This window comes from Pseudomonas sp. JDS08PS003 (genome assembly GCF_045013505.1).
In the GTDB taxonomy this organism is placed as follows: Bacteria; Pseudomonadota; Gammaproteobacteria; order Pseudomonadales; family Pseudomonadaceae; genus Aquipseudomonas; species Aquipseudomonas protegens_B.
In genome coordinates this window covers 413797-432848 of record NZ_CP120724.1, presented here as the reverse complement: position 1 = coordinate 432848, position 19052 = coordinate 413797, and the positions used below count along the sequence as shown (strand labels likewise).

Genomic DNA, 19052 nt, shown 5'->3' with positions numbered 1-19052 from the left:
GTTTTCTTACCGCTGGAGAAGTGTTCAATGGCCCTGCTGCCCTGGTGCGATATCGATACCGTCCTGCTGGATATGGACGGCACCCTGCTGGACCTGCACTACGACAACCACTTCTGGATGGAACACTTGCCCCAGCGTTACGCCGAGTTGCACGGGGTCAGCCGGGCCATGGCCGAGCTGGAACTGCAACCGCTGTTCGAACGCAACGCCGGCCAGTTGCAGTGGTATTGCCTGGACTTCTGGAGCGCCGAGCTCAAGCTCTCGGTGCGTGAACTGAAGCTGGAGACGGCTCACCTGATCGCCCTGCGGCCGGACGCCGACACTTTTCTCGCGGCGATCAAGAAGGCCGGCAAGCGGGTGATACTGATCACCAACGCTCATCGTGACTCCTTGTCGTTGAAGCTGGAACGGATCGAACTGGCGCCTTACTTCGAGCGCCTGATCAGTTCCCACGACTACGGGTTCCCCAAGGAGAATCCACAGTTCTGGGATGCACTGCAGGCCGATATTCAATTCGATCCGGCCCGCAGCCTGTTTATCGACGACACCCTGCCGATTCTGCGCAGCGCGCGGGATTTCGGCGTGGCGCAGTTGCTCGCGGTGAGCCAGCCGGACAGCCGCAAAGGGCTGAAGGACACGGCCGAGTTCGCGGCAGTGGGGGATTACCGGGCGTTGATCGAAGGGTTGTGAAGCCCTTCGCAGGCAAGCCCGCTCCTACAGAACCCGTAGGAGCGGGCTTGCCCGCGAAGAAGAGGGTCGATCATTCAGGAATGCGCAGCACCTGGCCCGGGTAGATCTTGTCCGGGTGGGACAGCAGCGGCTTGTTGGCCTCGAAAATCTTGTTGTACTTGTTGGCGTCGCCGTATTGCACCTTGGCGATGGCGCTCAGGGTGTCGCCCTTCTTCACGGTGACGAACACCGCAGAAACCACCACGGGACCGGTCACCGTGATCTGGTCCTCGACACTGCCGACACCGGCGATGTTGCCCAGGGCCAGGAGGATTTTTTCCTTCTCTTCCTGGGTCGCCACTTCACCGCTCACCGTGACCTTGTCACCTTCCACCGTGGCGTGAACATTGGGATTGCCCAGGCCGACCTTTTCGATGTGCTCCTTGAGCTGCTCGCTGGCATTGGCGTTGCCCGGGGTCAGCAGGTCGATCAGTTTTTCACCGGCTTCTTTCACAAAGCTGAAAATGCTCATGTCGCACACTCCTTGGTTGATAGATCCAGACGCGAAAGACTAGACCAGCCTGGGGCAATGAGGTTCCCGGGCGACCAGTGACCCAAGGCCCTGCCGGCACGGTAGAATCCCGGCCTTTTGCCGCTCCGGAGCGAAGATGGACCTCAAGCAGCTGAAATTCCTCATCGCCCTCGACGAAACCCGCCACTTCGGCCAGGCCGCCGCGCGCTGCCATATCACCCAGCCAACCCTGTCCATGCGCCTGCGCAGCCTCGAGGAAGAGCTCGACCTGCCCCTGGTCAACCGTGGTCAGCGCTTCGAAGGCTTTACCGCACCCGGCGAACGGGTGCTGGCCTGGGCCCGGAGCGTCATGACCGCCTATGACGGCTTGCTGGCAGAGGCCGCTGCGTGCCGGGGCAATCTGGTGGGCACCCTACGCCTGGGGGTGGTGCCGCTATCGAGCTTCGACCCTCTGCCGCTGATGCAGCGCCTGCATGCCGAACACCCCAACCTGCGCTTCGAACTCTCGTCCCTGAGCTCGGAGCAGATCCTCGAACAGTTGGCGAGCAATCGCCTGGACCTCGGCGTGTCCTACCTGGATCGCCTGGACAGCGAGCTCTTCGACGCCCTGACCCTGGACCCGACCCACATGGGCCTGCTCTATGACCAGCGGTATTTCAGCTTCGGCGAACAGCCCCTGAGCTGGGAGGCGCTGATCGAACTGCCCCTGGGCCTGCTCACCAGCGGCATGCACTTTCGCCAGTCCATCGACCACCACTTCCATGTTCGCGGGCTGCAGCCGCAGCCGGTGCTGCAAACCGACGCCGTCCATCAACTCGTGCGTATGGTCCACGGCGGCCTGTGCTGCGCAGTGATGCCCCTGGACAGTGGCCTGGAGATCCTCACCGAACACTTGCGCCTCCACCCCATCGCCGACGCGCAGACCCTGGCACGCCTGGGCCTGATCATGCGCCGCAGCGCGCCGCGTTCGGCCCTGGCGCAAGCCTGTTTCAGCCTCTACCAGGAATCCTTCAGCCATTGTTGATCGACGCCATCTATCAATAGATCAGTACTAGCAATTAGACGCGACACAATGCCGCGCTTAGTCTTGGGACCCGATGACCGCTGGTCCCTCACTCAATGCCAGCCCTGGCAACTCCCGCAGCCGCGCTCGGCGCCCGCCAGCCCCACAACCACCCAGAGCGCCCGTCAGCGGATGACACCCGCCAGGCCCGTGCAATGGCCGCGTCATCACCGCCTCAACCTTGCCCACCTGCCGCAGAACTGTGCGCCGCGGGTCCACAGCCCCGCGATGGAGAAGCCCTGTGAGTACACACAACCAAGCCGATCAGACACCCGTTGCCCGCTACAAGCCCTACAAGGGCCCGGCCGGTGGCTGGGGTGCCCTGATCAGCGTGGCCCAGGCCTGGCTGACCAGCGACAACGCGCTGAAGAACATCCGCATGATGCTCAAGACTAACCAGAACGGCGGCTTCGACTGTCCGGGCTGCGCCTGGGGCGATTCGCCGGAAAGCGGCATGGTCAAATTCTGCGAGAACGGCGCCAAGGCGGTGAACTGGGAAGCCACCAAGCGCCGGGTGGACGCGGCCTTCTTCGCCAAGCACAGCGTCACCTCCCTGCTGGAGCAAAGTGACTACTGGCTGGAGTACCAGGGCCGGCTGACCGAGCCAATGCGCTACAACGCCGAAACCGACCGCTACCAGCCCATCAGCTGGGAAAATGCCTTCAGCCTGATCGCCAAGCACCTGTGCAACCTGCCCAGCCCGGACATGGCCGAGTTCTATACCTCGGGCCGGGCCAGCAACGAAGCGGCGTACCTGTATCAACTGTTCGTGCGCGCCTACGGCACCAACAACTTCCCCGACTGTTCGAACATGTGCCACGAGGCCAGCGGCGTAGCCCTGGCGCAAAGCGTCGGGGTCGGCAAGGGCACCGTGACCTTTGACGATTTCGAACACGCGGACGCGATTTTCGTCTGGGGCCAGAACCCCGGCACCAACCACCCGCGGATGCTCGAACCGCTGCGCGAAGCAGTCAAGCGCGGCGCCCAGGTGGTATGCGTCAACCCGTTGAAGGAGCGCGGCCTGGAACGCTTCCAACACCCGCAGAATCCGCTTGAAATGCTCACCAACGGCAATCGACCGACCAACACCGCCTACTTCCGCCCGGCCCTGGGCGGCGACATGGCGCTGCTGCGGGGTATGGCCAAGTTCCTTTTGCAGTGGGAGCGCGATGCGCAGAAAGCCGGGACGGCGTCGGTGTTCGACCATGACTTCCTCAACGCCCACACCGCCCACGTCCTCGATTACCTGGGCACCATCGACGACACCCCCTGGGAGCAGATTGTCGAGCAGTCCGGCCTGACCCTGGTGGAAATCGAGCAAGCGGCACGCATGTACGCCAAGGGCAAGAACGTGATCATGTGCTGGGCCATGGGCATCACCCAGCACCGCCACTCGGTGCCGACCATCCAGGAAATCGCCAACCTGATGCTGCTGCGGGGCAACGTCGGCAGGCCTGGCGCCGGGTTGTGTCCGGTGCGTGGCCACAGCAACGTGCAGGGCGACCGCACCATGGGCATCAACGAACGCCCGCCTGTGACATTCCTCGATGCCCTGGAGCGGCGCTTCCAGTTCAAGGTTCCTCGGGACAACGGCCACAACGTGGTCGAGGCGATCCACGCCATGCTCGAAGGCCGCTCGAAGGTATTCATCGGCCTGGGGGGCAACTTCGCCCAAGCCACTCCGGACAGCCCGCGGACCTTCCAGGCCCTGAGCAATTGCGACCTCACCGTGCAGATCAGCACCAAGCTCAACCGCAGCCACTTGGCTCATGGCAAGGACGCGCTGATCCTGCCATGCCTGGGTCGCACCGACATCGACCAGCAGGCCGGCGGCCCGCAAGCGGTGACCGTGGAAGATTCCTTCAGCATGGTCCACGCCTCCAACGGCCAGTTGCAGCCGCTGTCGTCGCAGATGCGCTCCGAGCCATGGATCCTCGCCGGGATGGCTGCCGCGACCCTGGGCAGTCAACCGGTGGACTGGAACTGGCTGGCAGCGGATTACGGGCGCATCCGTGACCTGATCGCCGACACCATTCCCGGCTTCAAGGACTTCAATGAACGGCTCAAGCACCCGGGCGGTTTCTACCTGGGCAACAGCGCCGGCTCGCGCCAGTGGAACACCCCTTCGGGACGCGCCAATTTCCGCGCCAACCTGCTGCCCAAGGACCTGATCCACGAACGCACCCGGGCCACCGGGCAACTGCCGGACCTGATCCTGCAGTCCATGCGTTCCCACGATCAGTACAACACCACCATCTACGGCCTCGATGACCGCTACCGCGGGGTCAAGGGGCAGCGTGACGTGCTGTTCGCCAACGAAGCGGACATCATCCGCCTGGGCTTCAAGCCGGGGCAGAAAGCCGACATCGTTTCCCTGTGGGATGACGGCCGTGAGCGTCGGGTCAAGGGCTTCACCTTGCTGGCCTTCGACATCCCGGCCGGCCAGGCTGCGGCCTACTACCCGGAAGTGAACCCGCTGGTACCGTTGGAAAGCACCGGCGATGGCAGCCACACCCCAACGTCCAAGTTCATCGCCATCCGCCTGGAAGCGGCCAGCGACAACGGCCTGATCATGGCTCGCTCGGCCTGATGCCTGACTTGAGGGCCTCTTCGCTGGCAAGCCAGCCCCTACGGTTAGCCCGTGAACCGTAGGAGCCGGCTTGCCGGCGAACGACTCCCCACGGTGCTGAACCGCAGGCACAAAAAAGGCCGCTCTTGTATAAAAGCGGCCGTTCCGAAGTAGCTAAAGACCCGTAAAAACCACTTAAGTTCCGCAATAAAAACAATAAGTTACGAGATTGTGTACAACTCGTGCTATTCGTCGGATTTCGTTTGTAAGCGTCGTGGTACAGCCTCAGGATCGCGCCGTCATCCCTTTGAGGCTCATGTATGAAGTTCTCCTCGATTCTCTTGTTGTCCCTTGGCCTGGTCAGCGGCATCGCCTCTGCTGGTGGCACCACTGAAGCAGGTGTGGGCGGCGCATTGGGCGGGGTTCTAGGCTCGGTGGTCGGTCAGCAGATCGGCGGCAATACCGGTTCGGCCATCGGCGCGGCCCTGGGCGGCGCAGGCGGCAGTGCGGTGGGTGCGGACAAACGCAGCCGTGGCCAGGCAGCCATTGGCGGTGCCCTGGGTGCAGCCGGCGGCAACGTGGTCGGCCGCAGCATGGGCGGCAATACCGGCAGCCTGATCGGGGCCGCGGCAGGCGGTGGCGCCGGCGGCGCATTGGGCAACTACATGGGCAATGAAAGCGCCCGGGAAGATCGCGACTACCGTGGCCGCGACGACCGCCGCTACTACCGCGACGGCCACCGTGGCCGTGGCCATGCCTACGGGCATCGCAAACACCGTCACTATCGCGACTGATCTGGCCGACAGGTATCGGGGTCAAACCACCAGCAGGTGCTCCAGGGCCGCTCGCAACGCGGGCGGAATCGGCACCGGCTGGTTCGACCGCCGATCCACGAACACATGGACGAAACGCCCCGCCGCACAGGCATCCGCTTCTCCCGCCTTGAACACCGCCAGTTCGTACTGCACCGAACTGTTGCCCAGCTTGCCGACCCTCAGGCCGATCTCGATACGTTCGGGAAAGGCGATGGAAGCGAAGTAGTCGCAGGCCGAGCTGACCACGAATCCCACCACCTCGCCGTCATGGATATCCAGCCCGCCCTGTTCGATCAGGTAGGTGTTCACCGCCGTGTCGAAGAAGCTGTAATAGGTGACGTTGTTCACATGGCCGTAGACGTCGTTGTCGTGCCAGCGGGTAATGATCGGCTGGAAGTGGCGATAGTCGCCACGTTGCGGCATAGGCTCGGACATCGGGGGCTCTCTCCCATGGATTGAAGGCCGGGCGATCGGTTGATCGCCCGGCATTTCACCGCAGACAGCTAAGCCTGGGCAAACCCTTTTGCGCCCCTTGCGCCGGTGGCTTGTCAGGCGGCCAGATGAGCCTCGCACCACTCACGCACGGCAGCGTATGGATAGTCCTCCAGTGCCGCGAACCCCGGGATACTGCGCGCCTTGAGTTTGGTGAACAAGGGCACGCTGATGCCGCAGAGAAAGCGCGTCAGTCGCTCCGCTCCCGGCACATCGCCGGTGTGCTGCTGATGCCTGTGGATAAAGTCGCCGCACAGCCCGTTGAAGTTTTTATCCACAAGCGCGGGCAATACGGGTGGTTCCGGCAGTCGTGCTACCTGGCCATGACAGACCGAACAATGCCCACAACGCTGGGGCGCCTGATCATCACCAAAATACTGCGCCAGGCGATGCCCCAGACACTGCTCGGTGGCAAACAGGTCGAGCATGGCGTGAATCCGCGCAATCTCGCTGCCTTCATGCCGGGTGAAGTAAGCGTGCAGGTCTGTGCTCAAGGCACCGGCATCGAAGTCTGTTTGCAGCAAGCTGTAGACCTCGGTCATCTGCTTGCTTTCCAGCTCCACCCAACCCTTCTCCTGGAAATAATCCAGGGCCTTGACCACCCGGTTGCGCGGCGCCTGGTACTGCTCGTAGAGCGCGTCGAAATTCACCGTGGCCCAGGTCCGGGCCCGGCTGGAGGTGTTGATGACGGCCTGGACGAAGTCCCGGCGCTCGCCTTCGAAACGCGCCAGCAAGGCCTCAGGCTCCAGCAGGAACTTGAAGCGGTACTCAGCGAAGTAGGCATAGCGTGGGGCGATCAGGCCCCGCAACTCCAACTGCACCAGCAGGGTCTTGAGTGGCAACTGGCGGATGTTGCTCTGGTCCGCCAGAGGCCCGAGCAGAAACTCCCATTGTCCTTCCGGCACCGACGCCTGCAATTCATCCAGCACACAGCGAATGCCGCTCAACTCAGGAGTGTCGCCGTAGACGAAATTCTCCAGCACGTTGAGGCTGTCGCGGTTGGCCAGCACCAGGCAATCCGAAGGTTGGCCGTCGCGACCGGCGCGGCCGATTTCCTGGCTGTAGTTCTCGATGGACTTGGGCAGATCGAAGTGCACCACGTTACGGATGTCGCTCTTGTCGATGCCCATGCCGAAGGCGATGGTGGCGACGATGCAGTTGCTGCGCCCTTCCATGAACCGCCGCTGGATCGACTCGCGCTGCTCATGGGGCAGCCCCGCGTGGTAGGCCTCGGCGGCGATGCCCTGGCGGCTCAAGTGCTCGGCGATCTGCTCGGCGGTCTTTTGCAGGGTCACGTAGACAATGCTTGGCTGCCCGGCCCGCTCGCCCATCCACTGCACCAGGCGCTGGCGCTTGTCGGCGCCGCGCACCGGTTCCACCAGCAGGTTGAGGTTGGGCCGATAGAAGCCGGTGGTCACCACGTCGGCCGCGTCGATGGCGAACTTGGCCTGCATGTCGGCGATCACCTTGGGCGTCGCCGTGGCCGTCAGCAGCAGGGCCTGGGGAATGTGGAACTGGCGCTGATAATCCGGCAGCTTCAGGTAGTCGGGACGAAAGTTGTGGCCCCATTCGGAGATGCAGTGGGCCTCGTCCACCACCAGCAGGGAAATCGGCACCTGCTGCAAAAAGTTGCGGAAGCGCTCGTTCTTCAAACGCTCCACCGAGATCATCAGGATCTTCAGCTCACCGGAGCGGGCCCGAGCCATGACGTCATTGGCGTCATCGCGGCTCTGTGCCGAATCGATGCTGGCGGCAGCGATGCCGTGGCGCTGGAGAAAGGCCAACTGATCCTGCATCAACGCCAGCAGCGGCGAGACCACCAGGGTCAGATGCGGCAGCAGCAAGGCCGGCAACTGGTAGCACAGGGACTTGCCGGAGCCAGTGGGAAAGATCGCCGCCGCCGAGCGCCCGGCCAACACCGCGCTGATCGCGGCCTCCTGGCCCGGACGAAACTGTGGATAACCGAAGACCTGTTCGAGGGTGCTGTGCATAAGGGTCACTCCTTTGACCGCTGACCTGTCCTTGAAGACTAGCGGCACAGGTCGGCGGTTCGAGAAAAGGTCGTGGAAAAACAGATACCGGATGATACCGGGCGAAGGGGGCGACAGGACCTAACGCAAGCTTCGGCAGTCCAGCCATTGCACGCCATTGTGCCGATTGGCCTCGAGCAGTGCCGGCACCGCCTGGGGCGCCTTGGCGTGGGTGTCATGGAACAGGATGATGCCACGCCGCCAGAGCAGCATCAGGGTCTGCACCCGCTGGACGGCAGCCGGCGCACTGACCTTCTTGCTCCAGTCCTGGGAGTCGATGTTCCACAACATCAGTTGCAGCCCCTGGGCCTTGAAGAACGCGGCGCTGTCGCTGCGTCGTTGCCCGTAGGGCGGACGAAACAAGGGCTGGTATTCATCCGTCAGGGTGCGATTGACCAGGTTGGCGCTGTGGATCACCGAGTTCTGCCACTCGCGCCATGAGGAGTGGGATTTGTGCTCCCAGCCATGTACGCCAACGCACTGACCGTCGTACAACTCGCGCATCTGCACAGCCGATGAATGGCTCAGACGCGCCTGAAAAGAGTCTCCCAGGACAAAGAACAGGCCATGCAGATCCTGGGCACGCAGCACATCGATCAGTTGGTCTGTACGCCCGTCGTACATGCTCGGGCCGTCGTCGAAGGTCAGCAGGAACTGACGGTCAGCCAGTTCATCGCCCAGCCGCTCTGCCGGGTCCATGCGCTGGATCTCGCTGCTGACGCTCGGGAACAGCGCCGCCAAGCGCAACTGCTCATTCAGGTACTGAAGATGAAACAGCGCACTGGCCTCGGCCCAGCTGCCATAAGTGGCCTTGCTGCCACCGGTGAAACTGACCACCAACTGCCGCAGCTCGCCGAGGTTGCGCACCGGCAGGCAGAACGGTGCACCTTCGCAGTCCTGGCTAGCCAGGCGGTAGTTGTTCAGCAACAACTCCCAGAAGCGCTGACGCACCTGATTCACTGACTTCAGATCCAGCTGCCTGACTCCGAGCCGCTGCTTCAAGGCCTGTTCGTCCAAGGCTTCGCTGGCCAGCAGCGCCTTGCCAAACATCAGAATCTCACCCCGTGAGGCAGTGTCGAATTCCGCGGCGCTGGTCAGGGCATTCGGCCAGCCACTGCGGTCGATGGTGGCGAACACCTGCGGCCCGGCCGCCTGGGCCACGCCGCCGGACAGGCACAGCGCCAGCAACCAGGGGAAAACACGAAATCGCATACCAACCTCCATAAATGCACAACGCGCCACTGCCGGCGCGTTGTGGAGATAACTTCTGCCTGTGTGATCAGCGGTTTTGCAGCCGCTCTATGGCCTTGTCGTACACCGGGTTGGCCTTCTGCTCCCGGGCTTTTTGGTAGTGCTCAAGCGCCGTGGCCAACTGCCCGGCGTCCTCGTAGATGCGCGCCATGTCGTAGTAGGCACTGGCGCGAATGGTCGATGCGGCCGGGCCGCTGGCCAGGGCGATGGCCTTGCGATCAGCGGCAAGGGCCTCATCCGGACGGCTGTTCTTGCGATTGGCCAGGGCCAGGTTGCTGTAGGCCTGGGCAAAGCCCGGGTCGAGCTCGATGGCTTCGCTGTAGAAGATCCGCGCCCCGCCGAAATCGCCCTTGCGGTAGGACTCCTCGCCTTTGAGATTGAGGCTCTTGGCATCCACCGGCCCGAAGTCCTTGCCCACCACTTCATCGATGGACTTGGCATTTTCCAGCAGCGGGTCGAGCGCGCTCATGACCGATTCCGGCTCCTCGCTGCCTAGCAGCAGCCGATCGATATCCTGCAGGCGGCCATCGGCAGTCAGGCGAAACACCACCCACAGATTGCCCTTGCGGTTCTGCGGCACGCGGTAGCTGCGGATCAGCGCAGCGCCTTTATAGACAAAGACCCGCGCTTGGCTGCGGCCCAGGCGCAACGCTTCGTAGTTGGTGCTGTTGGTGAAGTCGTGCACGGCAAAGACGTAGGCGTCGCCCGGCACACGCTCATCGATGGTGATGGTTTCCGGGCGGCTGCTGTCGCTGCTGTCTGCCTCCAGACGGGCTCCCGGCCCCTTGCCGGTGGCGAAGTACAACAGCTTGTGGGGATAACTCAGATGAGCATCGAGGTCTTCACCCGGCGCACTCCAACTCACCACCACGCGCAGGCTTTCGGGGTTGTCCAGCACCGGACTCAGGGCATAATTCAAGCCCTGGCACGGGCACTTGACCCGCAGGTCGGCGTAGCCGGCTTTACGGATCAGCAACTCACTGGCCGGCGAATCGGTTACCTGGGCCGTCAGGGTTACCCGGCCCTGGGCATCGGTGCTTCCTGAAACCTGAGTCGCGCCCTGTTGCACCTGCACCTGGGCATCGGCCAGCGGCGCGCCCTTGGCCAGCGCATCCAGCACCTGGATCGACAGCGCCTGAGCCTGTACCGAGCTCGCCAGCATCCCTAGCCACAACAGCGCCGCGAGGCGAAAAAAAGCCATAACAAAATCCCTGTAGATAAGGGTGACCGGGCCTCTGCCCCGGCCCACCAGCCAGCGGCGAACCATACACAGTTTTGCCCGCCAATGCTCGGTCCAACCAGGGAAATACCGGGCAAAAAAACAGTGCCAAGCTCTCGAAATGGCCCGCTGGCGCAACCACTTGGTGACTTGCAACTCAGCCGGAGAATCGCCGTACACTCCACCTTCTCAAACGCCGCAAGTGAACTCCGATCATGCAACTGGCCCCTGGCTTTCCCGACGACGCCACCATGCGCCAACTGATGCAGTTGCTGCATGAAGAAATCGGCCTGCCTGAGCGCAAGACCCTGCGCCTGAGCACCGCCATCAATCTCGACCTGGGCTGCGACGGCGCCGATGCCCGGCATTTGCTGCACGCCCTGGAAGAGCAGTTCGGTATCGACTTTGTCGACTTCGACAGCTATCGCTACTTCCAGCCCGAAGGCTTCGACCCGTTTCAGAAACGCCGGGCCAAGGGCCGGGGCGACAAGGTGCCGCTGACCATCGGCATGCTGTACCAGGCGATCAGGCAACAGCGCTGGGACACCCAGGTGCTGGAAGCGCTCTAACCCCGGCAGGGTCAAATCCGCCCTCGAAAAACATCCGCAGCAGCGGCCTGACTCGCTCAGTAACGAACTGGCGCACCCAAAATTAAGTGCTAATATTCTGGCAGTTTTAGTTAAAAAACACAGGAATAATGGCACATGGCTAAGAAAACCGCCCCACTCCTGCCGGCCACAAGCAAGCTGCTCGATGCCTTTGGCGAACGCCTGAAACTGGCTCGACTGCGGCGCAAGCTGACCGCCAAGCAAGTGGCCGAACGCGCGGGCATGTCACTGACCACATTGCGTTCCCTGGAATCGGGCGGGTCCGGCGTGACCATGGGTGCCTACCTGTCGGTGATGCAGGTGCTGGGGCTGGAAAAGGACCTGGAGCAACTGGCAGCCCGCGATGAGCTGGGCCGCCAGTTGCAAGATGCCCGGCTCTTGCCGGGAGACAGCAACGCACCAGGCAAAGCAAGCCGCGCCCCCAGCCTGCGTTCGACCAAGGCGCCTGCTGCCGGCCTGACCCTGCATGAAGCCGCGGCCGAGCCGATCCCCCCAGCGCCGCCCTCGGCGGACTTTCCGATCAATACCCAGTCGCTGAGCAGCCTCCTGAAGCCCGCGAAAAAGCGCACACCCAGGATCGATGAGCCATGACTCTGATCGCCGTATATGCCGATTGGGAGTCTTTGGGCGGGCCAAGGCGCCTGGGCTGGCTGCATGTCCGGACAGTCCGCGCTGCCAGCGTCTTCGAGTTCGAATATGACCCCGCCGCACTGCTCGATCCCGAGCTGACCAGCATTGCCCTGGACCCGCGCATCGGGCGATTCGCCGGCCGGCAATTCAGCGGCCAGCAGCAAAACCGCTTTGGCGTGTTTGCCGACTCAAGCCCCGATCGCTGGGGCCATCTGCTGATGCAACGCCGGCTGGAACGGGACATTCGCGAAGGCCTGGCGCCCGCCGGCACCCGCCTGCAGGACGCCGACCTGCTGCTGGGGGTGCATGATCTGTATCGCGTCGGCGCCCTGCGCTACCACCTCGATGACCAAGGCCCGTTCCTGGATGATCGCGACGGCCTCGCGGCGCCGCCCTTCGTCGAACTGCGGGCCCTGGAACAGGCCAGCCGCGCCCTGGAAAACGATCCGCACAACAGCGCCGCCGACGGCGGCCAATGGTTGCGCATGCTGATCGCCCCGGGGGGATCACTGGGCGGCGCCCGCCCCAAAGCCAGCGTCGCCGACGACAAGGGCCACCTGTGGATCGCCAAGTTTCCCAGCGTCCGCGACGAACATGACGTCGGCGCCTGGGAGATGCTCCTCAACGCCCTGGCCAGCCATTGCGGCTTGCGGGTTCCCGAGGCCATGGCGCAACGCTTCGCCAGCGACCAGCACTGTTTCATGGTCAAGCGCTTCGACCGCACCGAAGCGGGCGGCCGACTGCACTTTGCCTCGGCCATGACCCTCACCGATCGCAGCGACGGCGACGACGCCTCCACTGGCGCCAGCTACCTGGAACTGGCCGAAGTGCTGATCGCCCACGGTGCGCAAACCCGTGCCGATTTGCGTGAGCTGTGGTCGCGCATGGTCTTCAACCTGCTGGTGTCCAACAGCGACGACCACCTGCGCAACCATGGCTTCATGCTCGAACCCGGGCGCGGCTGGCGCCTGTCACCGGCCTACGACATGAACCCCTGCGCCCACGCCAGCGGGCTGAAACTCAACATCAGCGAAGCCGACAATGCGCTGGACCTTGAACTGGCACGGGAAGTAGCGGCATATTTCCGCCTCGGTCGTGCAGAGGCAGAAGGCATCATCGAACACTGCCAGAGCGTGGTTCGCCAATGGCCCACCCTGGCCCAGGCCCTGGGGCTGTCACGGCGTGAACAAGAACGCATGGCCCCGGCGTTTCGACTCGCACAGCAGTAAACAGCACGGCCGTTGGGCTCCGCCAACCCGTCAATCGACAAGGACAGTCAGTGGACGTATTGATGGGCTTGCTCGCCGCCCTACTCTGGGGCGGCACCGATTTTCTCGTGGGGCTCAACGTGCGCGCCGTGGGCGTGAAACGTGCGGTGTTCTTCAGCCAGTCCCTGGGCTTCACCCTGATGAGCCTGCTGCTGACGATCTTTCCCGCCATCCTCTACAAGGCCATGGCCGCGCCCGCGCAGGTCTGGCTGATGGGTGTGCTCGCCGCGGCCTTTACCGTCTCCGGCGCCCTGGCTCTGGGCAAGGCCTTCGCCCTGGGCAAAGCCTCCATCGTCGCCCCTTTGGTGACCTCCTATGGCGTGGTCACCACCTTGCTGTCCTGGGCCAGCGGCGAACAGATCAGCCTGCTGCAACTCATGTGCATCCTGTTATGCGTGATCGGCGTGATCCTCTCCAGCCTGCACTCGGACAGCAAACTGCCCCACAGCACCGCCGCCGGCCGCTCGATCTTCTTCGCCCTGCTCTCGGCCGTTCTGTATGGCACCAGCTTCTGGCTGCAGGGCCGCTACACCCTGCCGCAACTGGGGCCGATCAGCATGCTCTGGCTGGGTTACGCAGTCGGCAGCGGCGTAATGCTGCTGATGGTGCTCAAAGTCGCGGACGGGCTGAAGATCCCACCGCTGAAAAACTGCGGCCTGCTGGCCTCCACCAGCCTGATGAACCTCGGCGCGTTCTTCGCCTTTTCCTGGGGCGCCATGAGCGGCTCGGTATCGGTGGTGACAGTGATCAGCACCCTGTCCGGCGGCATCGCTGCGGTACTGGGCTATGTGTTCTTCAAGGAGCGGCTGACGGCAGTGCAAGTGACCGGCGTGGTACTGGTGTTGCTGGGGGCGTTGGTGTTGCATCTGAAGACGTGAGCCTTTCTGTAGCCCACAAAAAAGCCGCCCCGAAGGGCGGCTTTTTCATGGCAGGCCGAGGCTTACAGCTTTGGACCTGCAGCCTTGATCGCGTCGCTCACGTCGAACTTCTTGAAGTTCTCGATGAACAGGCCGGCCAGGGCCTTGGCGGCTTCGTCGTAGGCGGCTTTGTCAGCCCAGGTGTTGCGTGGGTTGAGCAGGCCGGTTTCGACGCCCGGTACGGCTTTTGGCACGTCCAGGTTGATGATGTCCAGGTGCTCGGTCTCGGCACCGATCAGCGCGCCGCTCTGGATCGCTGCAATCACGCCACGGGTGGTGGGGATGTTGAAGCGTTTGCCCACGCCGTAGCCACCGCCGGTCCAGCCGGTGTTGACCAGGTAGACCTTGGAGCCGAAGCCGCGGATGCGCTTGATCAGCAGCTCGGCGTACTCGCCCGCCGGACGCGGGAAGAACGGGGCGCCGAAGCAGGTGGAGAAGGTCGACTTGATGCCCGAGCCCGAACCCATTTCAGTCGAGCCCACCAGAGCGGTGTAGCCGGACAGGAAGTGGTAGGCGGCTTGTTCTTCGCTGAGGATCGAGACCGGCGGCAGTACGCCGGTCAGGTCGCAGGTCAGGAAAATCACGGCGTTAGGCTCGCCACCGAGGTTCTTCGGTGCGCGTTTTTCGATCAGCTCGCGCGGGTAAGCGGCGCGGCTGTTCTGGGTCAGGCTGTCGTCGGCGTAGTCGGCTTTCTTGGTGACCGGATCGATCACCACGTTTTCCAGTACGGCGCCGTGCTGGATGGCTTTCCAGATCACCGGCTCGTTCTTCTCCGACAGGTCGATGCACTTGGCATAGCAACCGCCTTCGATGTTGAACACCACGCCCACGCCCCAGCCGTGTTCGTCGTCACCGATCAGGTAACGGCTTTCGTCGGCCGACAGGGTGGTCTTGCCGGTGCCCGACAGACCGAAGAACAGGGTCACGTCGCCGTCTTCGCCCATGTTGGCGGCGCAGTGCATCGGCAGTACGTCGGCAGCTGGCAGCAGGAAGTTCTGCACGGAGAACAGGGCTTTCTTCATTTCACCGGCGTAGCGCATGCCGGCGATCAGCACTTTCTTGGCCGCGAAATTGATGATCACGGTGCCGTCGGAGTTGGTGCCATCGCGCTCTGGCTCGCAAACGAAGTTTGGCGCGTTGAGGATCTGCCACTCGTCTTTGCCACCGGCGTTGTACTGCTCGGGGTTGATGAACAGGCAACGACCGAACAGGTTGTGCCAGGCAGTCTCGGTGGTCATTTTCACTGGCAGGTAGTGCGCCGGATCGGAACCTACATGCACGTGGGAAACAAAACGCTCGCGCTCGCCCAGGTAGGCTTCAACGCGGTCCCACAGGGCGTCGAACTTGGCCGCCGGGAACTTGCGGTTGATCGGGCCCCAGGCGATAGCGTCCTGGGTGGTGGGCTCTTCAACGATGAAACGGTCCACTGGCGAACGGCCGGTACGATGACCGGTGCGAACCACCAGAGCGCCGGTATCGGCCAGTTCGCCCTCACCGCGGTTCAGGGCTTCTTTGACCAGATCATCCACACTCAGATCGGTGTACACGGCGTTATTGGCTTGCGTCATGAGGTTCCCCGTCGGCCATTGGCCGAGTGCTCCAAACGTTTTGTAGTAGAAACTCGCGCACTACTACCGCGAAAAAAGTGCGCCGGATTATGCCAGAAAAGCCCAAAAATAGTAGGGTCCTCCCGTCAGTACGGCGTAATTCCGGCGTTTGCCAGGTGATTTACCTGCGCTGAACCGTTTTAGTGACGAGTATCTGACGGTGTGTCGACGCCTGCTCCAGCAAACAATTGCGCGATATCGGCGGCATCAAACAGATAACGCTCGTTGCAGAACTGGCAATCGATCTCGATGCTGCCGCCATGCTCCACCACCAGCTCCTGAGCATCTTCCAGCCCCAGGCTGACCAGCGCATTGCCCGAGCGCTCACGGGAGCAACTGCAGCGGAAACGCAGCGGTTGCACGTCGAACAGGCGCACGGCTTCTTCGTGGTACAGGCGGTGCAGCACGGTTTCGTTGTCCAGGCTCAGCAGTTCATCGGCGGTCAGGGTGCTGGCCAGGGCGGTGAGATGCTGCCAGTTGGCGTCGCGCTCTTCCTGATCGCGCAGGCGGTCGGCGGGCAGTTGTTGCAGGAGCAGGCCACGGGCACTGCGGCCGTCGGCGTAGAGCCAGAAACGGGTACCGGTCTGTTGCGACATGACGAAGTAGTTAGTGAAGCATTCCGCCAGGCTGGCGCCGTCCAGGTCGACAATGCCCTGGTAGCGCTGGCCATGCGTCGGGTCCACGGTCAGGGCCAGGACGCCGTTGGGCATCAGGTCGGCGAGGGTCGCGTCGGGGGCGATCTGCGCCGCGTCGTAACGGGCCAGGCCACGGATCTCGCGCTCACTGGAGCACTCGATCATCAGCAGCGGCACCGGGCCTTCGGAGCGGGCCTGGAGAATCAGCAAGCCATCGAATTTCAGGGTGCCGACCAGCAACGATGCCGCCGCCATCAGTTCGCCGAGCAACTGTGCAACCGGCTCGGGATAGGGGTGTTTGGCGAGGACTTCCGCGTAACTGCGCTCCAGCGCCACCAGCTCGCCGCGGGTGTCGTTCTCATCAAAGATGAAGCGTTGAGTGAAGTCGGTATCCGGCAAATCAGTCATAGGTCTGGGTATCTGAATGATGACAAAAAGGTTACAAGCACCGAAAATTACGATTTTGCACCATGAAGGTGCAGTTTTTGCGGTGATTGGAGATATTTTATGAACAATCCGGGTTTGTTCCAAGCAAGGTGGAACCTCGGCAAGCTGGTTCTGTGCAATTTACTCCCTTTGGCCCTGCTGGGATTCTGGTTGTGGCCGACCGGGCAGATGTACTGCCTGATGTTCGACGAGTGGCTGTTCCGTCACCTCAACACTCCCCTGGCAACAAACTCCACCTGGCTGCACATCTGGGCCGTGGCCAGCCTGCGCCCCTTCGATATCGTGGTCGGCCTGATCATGCTCAGCCTGCTGATTCGCGGTGACTGGGTGTTCAAGGCGGTGGACGTGCGCCGCGCGTTTTTCGGCTTCCTGTCGATCCTGATTCTCATGGTGGTGATTCGCGCACTGTTTTCCAAGCTGGTGGCGCTGATGAACTGGCAACACAACAGCCCGTCCATGGTGCTCGAAGGCGCCGTGCACATGAGCGACTACTTCCCCGGCTGGGAAAAGACCTGGGAACTCAAGGACCGCTCCAGCCAGAGCTTCCCCGGCGACCACGCTTCGGTGCTGCTGATCTGGGGCCTGTTCATGGGGATCTTCAGCCGCAGCGCTGGCCAGTTCCTGATCGTTTGGGGCCTGACCCTGCTGTTCATGATGCCGCGCCTGGTGGCGGGCGCGCACTGGGGCCAGGACGACTACATCGGCGGCGTGCTGCTGGCGGTGCTGGCCCTGGGCTGGGGCTACTACACGCCGTATGCGGCGCGGATGTCGAACTTCCTGCTGCGCCTGACGCACCCGCTGTTCAAGCTGATGACCCGGATGCCCGTGCTCTCGCGCATGAGCGTGGTCCGTTCCAGCAGCCTGCTGCGCTGATCAGACCTGCAGGAGGCGGCTGGCTGGCGAAGGCGTCCTCAAGGGCCCATTCGCCGGCAAGCCGGCTCCTACGGTTTCATTCGTGACTGCTGCCGTGGAATTTGAATAGATCACGGCGCTGTTTCTTGCTCGGTTTGCCATCGGTGCTGACCCCCAGGGCACCAGCCTTGCGCTGGGCCGCCGCGGTTTCTCGCTTGGCGATGCTGGCTTCGGTTTCCGTGTAGAGCGTCTGCGCCTCGGGAGCGCCACGACGGACAATGGAAAGGGCCTGGACCACCACGGTACGTTCGTCGAAGCCGGCGCGAATCTGGTATTCATCGCCTACCCGCGGCTCCTTGCCCGGTTTGCAGCGCTCGCCACGGTGATGCACCTTGCCACTTTCGATGGCCGCCTTGGCCAGGGCACGAGTCTTGTAGAAGCGCGCTGCCCACAGCCATTTATCCAGACGAACCTTGTCCTCTTCTTCCTGCTTGTGCGCCACTGGAATTCCTCTCGGTGAAAAATGTCGCAACTGTACAGCCCGCCTACGGGCTCTCATAAATCCTGCCGCTCACCTAAAATAACCCAGGTTGCGCCCTGATACGCGAGGAGTCCCTGTGACTGACTTCCCCACTACCCTGACCTCGCCCGGCAATCGCTGCGAAGGTTGCCAGCAAAGCCAACCCCTGGGCTTCGATTTTTCCTTCGCCTACCAACCCATAGTCGATCTGCGGGACCAGTCGGTCTTTGCCCACGAGGCCCTGGTGCGCGGAACCAATGGCGAAGGCGCCGCAACGGTGCTGGATCAGGTCACCGACAGCAATCGCTACCGTTTCGACCAACTTTGCCGTACCCAGGCCATCACCACGGCCGCACAGTTGGGGATGCAAAGCCACCTGTCGATCAACTTCATGCCCAACGCCGTGTACCGGCCGGAACTGTGTATCCGCAGCACTCTGGAAGCCGCCCGCGCCCAGCACTTTCCCCTGGACCGGCTGATTTTCGAAACCCTGGAAAGCCAGCACGTAGATAACAGTCGCCATTTGACCAATATTCTGCGTGAATACCGCGAATTCGGCTTCAAGACCGCCATCGATGACTTCGGCGCGGGGTACTCGGGGCTGAACCTGCTGGCGGATTTCCAACCCGACCTGATCAAGCTCGACATGGCGCTGGTGCGCGATGTCCATCAGGATCGCGTACGCCAGGCGATCATCCGCGCGATTGTCACAATGTGTGCGGAGTTGGGGGTTACAGTCATTGCCGAAGGCGTTGAAAGCGCCGATGAACGGGACTTTCTCGGCGACTGTGGAATTTATCTGATGCAGGGTTACTGGTTCGCCAAACCTGCATTCAAAGCCCTGGCCGAGGTTCCGGCCGCGGCCTGGAAAAGCTAATTGCGGATTTCCCATATTTGAAGACTTTTGACCATTTGACCGTTGTCGGTC

General features: G+C 62.7%; 18 protein-coding genes. 10 read left to right on the top strand and 8 right to left on the bottom strand.

Features of this window, described 5'->3' with window-relative positions; translation table 11 throughout:
- Nucleotides 1–27 precede the first annotated feature (27 nt).
- On the top strand, nt 28–690 hold the full coding sequence (gene yrfG, locus P7C00_RS01985; RefSeq protein ID WP_346634135.1) for a GMP/IMP nucleotidase: 663 nt from the start codon (nt 28–30) through the stop codon (nt 688–690).
- 70 nt (nt 691–760) lie between these two features.
- Here yrfG and lysM read toward each other — a convergent pair whose 3' ends face one another.
- Nucleotides 761–1201, bottom strand: a complete 441-nt coding sequence (lysM, locus tag P7C00_RS01980; protein ID WP_346634134.1) for a peptidoglycan-binding protein LysM — start codon at nt 1199–1201, stop codon at nt 761–763.
- A 136-nt stretch (nt 1202–1337) separates the two neighbouring features.
- Here lysM and P7C00_RS01975 point away from each other — a divergent pair, with 136 nt between their 5' ends.
- The 3 genes from P7C00_RS01975 (at nt 1338) to P7C00_RS01965 (ending at nt 5627) form a co-directional block, all read left to right on the top strand.
- Complete coding sequence (locus P7C00_RS01975; protein WP_346634133.1) at nt 1338–2225, top strand: LysR family transcriptional regulator; 888 nt, start codon at nt 1338–1340, stop codon at nt 2223–2225.
- Nucleotides 2226–2505: 280 nt separating this feature from the next.
- Entirely contained in the window at nt 2506–4854 is a 2349-nt protein-coding gene (locus P7C00_RS01970) for an FdhF/YdeP family oxidoreductase (RefSeq protein WP_404938052.1), read from the top strand.
- A gap of 299 nt (nt 4855–5153) precedes the next feature.
- Entirely contained in the window at nt 5154–5627 is a 474-nt protein-coding gene (locus P7C00_RS01965) for a YMGG-like glycine zipper-containing protein (RefSeq protein ID WP_123724200.1), read from the top strand.
- Between the two features lie 21 nt (nt 5628–5648).
- On the opposite strand, the gene P7C00_RS01960 is transcribed toward P7C00_RS01965, so the two are convergent.
- From P7C00_RS01960 to P7C00_RS01945, 4 genes are all read right to left on the bottom strand, one after another.
- Nucleotides 5649–6083 carry a thioesterase family protein gene (locus tag P7C00_RS01960; RefSeq protein ID WP_123724201.1) on the bottom strand — a complete coding sequence of 145 codons (435 nt, stop codon included), beginning with the start codon at nt 6081–6083 and terminating at the stop codon, nt 5649–5651.
- Between the two features lie 113 nt (nt 6084–6196).
- Complete coding sequence (locus tag P7C00_RS01955) at nt 6197–8131, bottom strand: ATP-dependent DNA helicase RecQ (RefSeq protein ID WP_346634131.1); 1935 nt, start codon at nt 8129–8131, stop codon at nt 6197–6199.
- 120 nt (nt 8132–8251) lie between these two features.
- Nucleotides 8252–9382: a polysaccharide deacetylase family protein gene (locus P7C00_RS01950; protein ID WP_346634130.1), complete on the bottom strand. Its 1131-nt coding sequence runs from the start codon at nt 9380–9382 to the stop codon at nt 8252–8254.
- Nucleotides 9383–9449: 67 nt separating this feature from the next.
- The gene (locus tag P7C00_RS01945) at nt 9450–10622 is read right to left on the bottom strand and encodes a tetratricopeptide repeat protein (RefSeq protein ID WP_404938051.1); all 1173 of its coding nucleotides are present in this window, start codon (nt 10620–10622) and stop codon (nt 9450–9452) included.
- Nucleotides 10623–10855: 233 nt separating this feature from the next.
- Here P7C00_RS01945 and P7C00_RS01940 point away from each other — a divergent pair, with 233 nt between their 5' ends.
- The 4 genes from P7C00_RS01940 to P7C00_RS01925 all read left to right on the top strand — a co-directional run bounded on the left by P7C00_RS01940 (nt 10856) and on the right by P7C00_RS01925 (nt 14024).
- Nucleotides 10856–11209: a DUF1493 family protein gene (locus P7C00_RS01940; protein ID WP_404938050.1), complete on the top strand. Its 354-nt coding sequence runs from the start codon at nt 10856–10858 to the stop codon at nt 11207–11209.
- Nucleotides 11210–11344: 135 nt separating this feature from the next.
- The gene (locus tag P7C00_RS01935; RefSeq protein ID WP_404938049.1) at nt 11345–11839 is read left to right on the top strand and encodes a helix-turn-helix domain-containing protein; all 495 of its coding nucleotides are present in this window, start codon (nt 11345–11347) and stop codon (nt 11837–11839) included.
- A complete protein-coding gene (locus P7C00_RS01930) occupies nt 11836–13107 on the top strand; it encodes a type II toxin-antitoxin system HipA family toxin (RefSeq protein WP_404938048.1) in 1272 nt (423 codons plus the stop codon). Before P7C00_RS01935 ends, P7C00_RS01930 begins: the two co-directional genes overlap by 4 nt.
- A gap of 62 nt (nt 13108–13169) precedes the next feature.
- On the top strand, nt 13170–14024 hold the full coding sequence (locus P7C00_RS01925; RefSeq protein WP_404939891.1) for an EamA family transporter: 855 nt from the start codon (nt 13170–13172) through the stop codon (nt 14022–14024).
- Nucleotides 14025–14086: 62 nt separating this feature from the next.
- Here P7C00_RS01925 and P7C00_RS01920 read toward each other — a convergent pair whose 3' ends face one another.
- Both P7C00_RS01920 and hslO read right to left on the bottom strand, forming a co-directional pair.
- Nucleotides 14087–15631 carry a phosphoenolpyruvate carboxykinase gene (locus P7C00_RS01920; RefSeq protein WP_404938047.1) on the bottom strand — a complete coding sequence of 515 codons (1545 nt, stop codon included), beginning with the start codon at nt 15629–15631 and terminating at the stop codon, nt 14087–14089.
- Nucleotides 15632–15810: 179 nt separating this feature from the next.
- Complete coding sequence (gene hslO, locus P7C00_RS01915; protein ID WP_404938046.1) at nt 15811–16713, bottom strand: Hsp33 family molecular chaperone HslO; 903 nt, start codon at nt 16711–16713, stop codon at nt 15811–15813.
- A gap of 99 nt (nt 16714–16812) precedes the next feature.
- Between hslO and P7C00_RS01910 the strand changes: the two genes are divergently transcribed.
- Entirely contained in the window at nt 16813–17625 is an 813-nt protein-coding gene (locus P7C00_RS01910) for a phosphatase PAP2 family protein (RefSeq protein WP_346634124.1), read from the top strand.
- Between the two features lie 76 nt (nt 17626–17701).
- On the opposite strand, the gene P7C00_RS01905 is transcribed toward P7C00_RS01910, so the two are convergent.
- Nucleotides 17702–18106: an RNA-binding S4 domain-containing protein gene (locus P7C00_RS01905; protein WP_016966989.1), complete on the bottom strand. Its 405-nt coding sequence runs from the start codon at nt 18104–18106 to the stop codon at nt 17702–17704.
- 115 nt (nt 18107–18221) lie between these two features.
- Between P7C00_RS01905 and P7C00_RS01900 the strand changes: the two genes are divergently transcribed.
- Nucleotides 18222–19001 carry an EAL domain-containing protein gene (locus tag P7C00_RS01900; RefSeq protein ID WP_346634123.1) on the top strand — a complete coding sequence of 260 codons (780 nt, stop codon included), beginning with the start codon at nt 18222–18224 and terminating at the stop codon, nt 18999–19001.
- The last annotated feature ends 51 nt before the right edge of the window (nt 19002–19052 follow it).

Excerpts from the sequence above, each read along its gene's own strand:
- P7C00_RS01925 (WP_404939891.1), top strand. The coding sequence starts at position 13,170 with ATGGGCTTGCTCGCCGCCCTACTCTGGGGCGGCACCGATTTTCTCGTG.
- P7C00_RS01940 (WP_404938050.1), top strand. The coding sequence starts at position 10,856 with ATGCAACTGGCCCCTGGCTTTCCCGACGACGCCACCATGCGCCAACTG.
- lysM (WP_346634134.1), bottom strand. The coding sequence starts at position 1,201 with ATGAGCATTTTCAGCTTTGTGAAAGAAGCCGGTGAAAAACTGATCGAC.
- P7C00_RS01960 (WP_123724201.1), bottom strand. The coding sequence starts at position 6,083 with ATGTCCGAGCCTATGCCGCAACGTGGCGACTATCGCCACTTCCAGCCG.
- P7C00_RS01930 (WP_404938048.1), top strand. The coding sequence starts at position 11,836 with ATGACTCTGATCGCCGTATATGCCGATTGGGAGTCTTTGGGCGGGCCA.
- P7C00_RS01955 (WP_346634131.1), bottom strand. The coding sequence starts at position 8,131 with ATGCACAGCACCCTCGAACAGGTCTTCGGTTATCCACAGTTTCGTCCG.
- P7C00_RS01935 (WP_404938049.1), top strand. The coding sequence starts at position 11,345 with ATGGCTAAGAAAACCGCCCCACTCCTGCCGGCCACAAGCAAGCTGCTC.
- P7C00_RS01950 (WP_346634130.1), bottom strand. The coding sequence starts at position 9,382 with ATGCGATTTCGTGTTTTCCCCTGGTTGCTGGCGCTGTGCCTGTCCGGC.
- yrfG (WP_346634135.1), top strand. The coding sequence starts at position 28 with ATGGCCCTGCTGCCCTGGTGCGATATCGATACCGTCCTGCTGGATATG.
- P7C00_RS01910 (WP_346634124.1), top strand. The coding sequence starts at position 16,813 with ATGAACAATCCGGGTTTGTTCCAAGCAAGGTGGAACCTCGGCAAGCTG.
- P7C00_RS01945 (WP_404938051.1), bottom strand. The coding sequence starts at position 10,622 with ATGGCTTTTTTTCGCCTCGCGGCGCTGTTGTGGCTAGGGATGCTGGCG.
- P7C00_RS01975 (WP_346634133.1), top strand. The coding sequence starts at position 1,338 with ATGGACCTCAAGCAGCTGAAATTCCTCATCGCCCTCGACGAAACCCGC.
- hslO (WP_404938046.1), bottom strand. The coding sequence starts at position 16,713 with ATGACTGATTTGCCGGATACCGACTTCACTCAACGCTTCATCTTTGAT.
- P7C00_RS01965 (WP_123724200.1), top strand. The coding sequence starts at position 5,154 with ATGAAGTTCTCCTCGATTCTCTTGTTGTCCCTTGGCCTGGTCAGCGGC.
- P7C00_RS01920 (WP_404938047.1), bottom strand. The coding sequence starts at position 15,631 with ATGACGCAAGCCAATAACGCCGTGTACACCGATCTGAGTGTGGATGAT.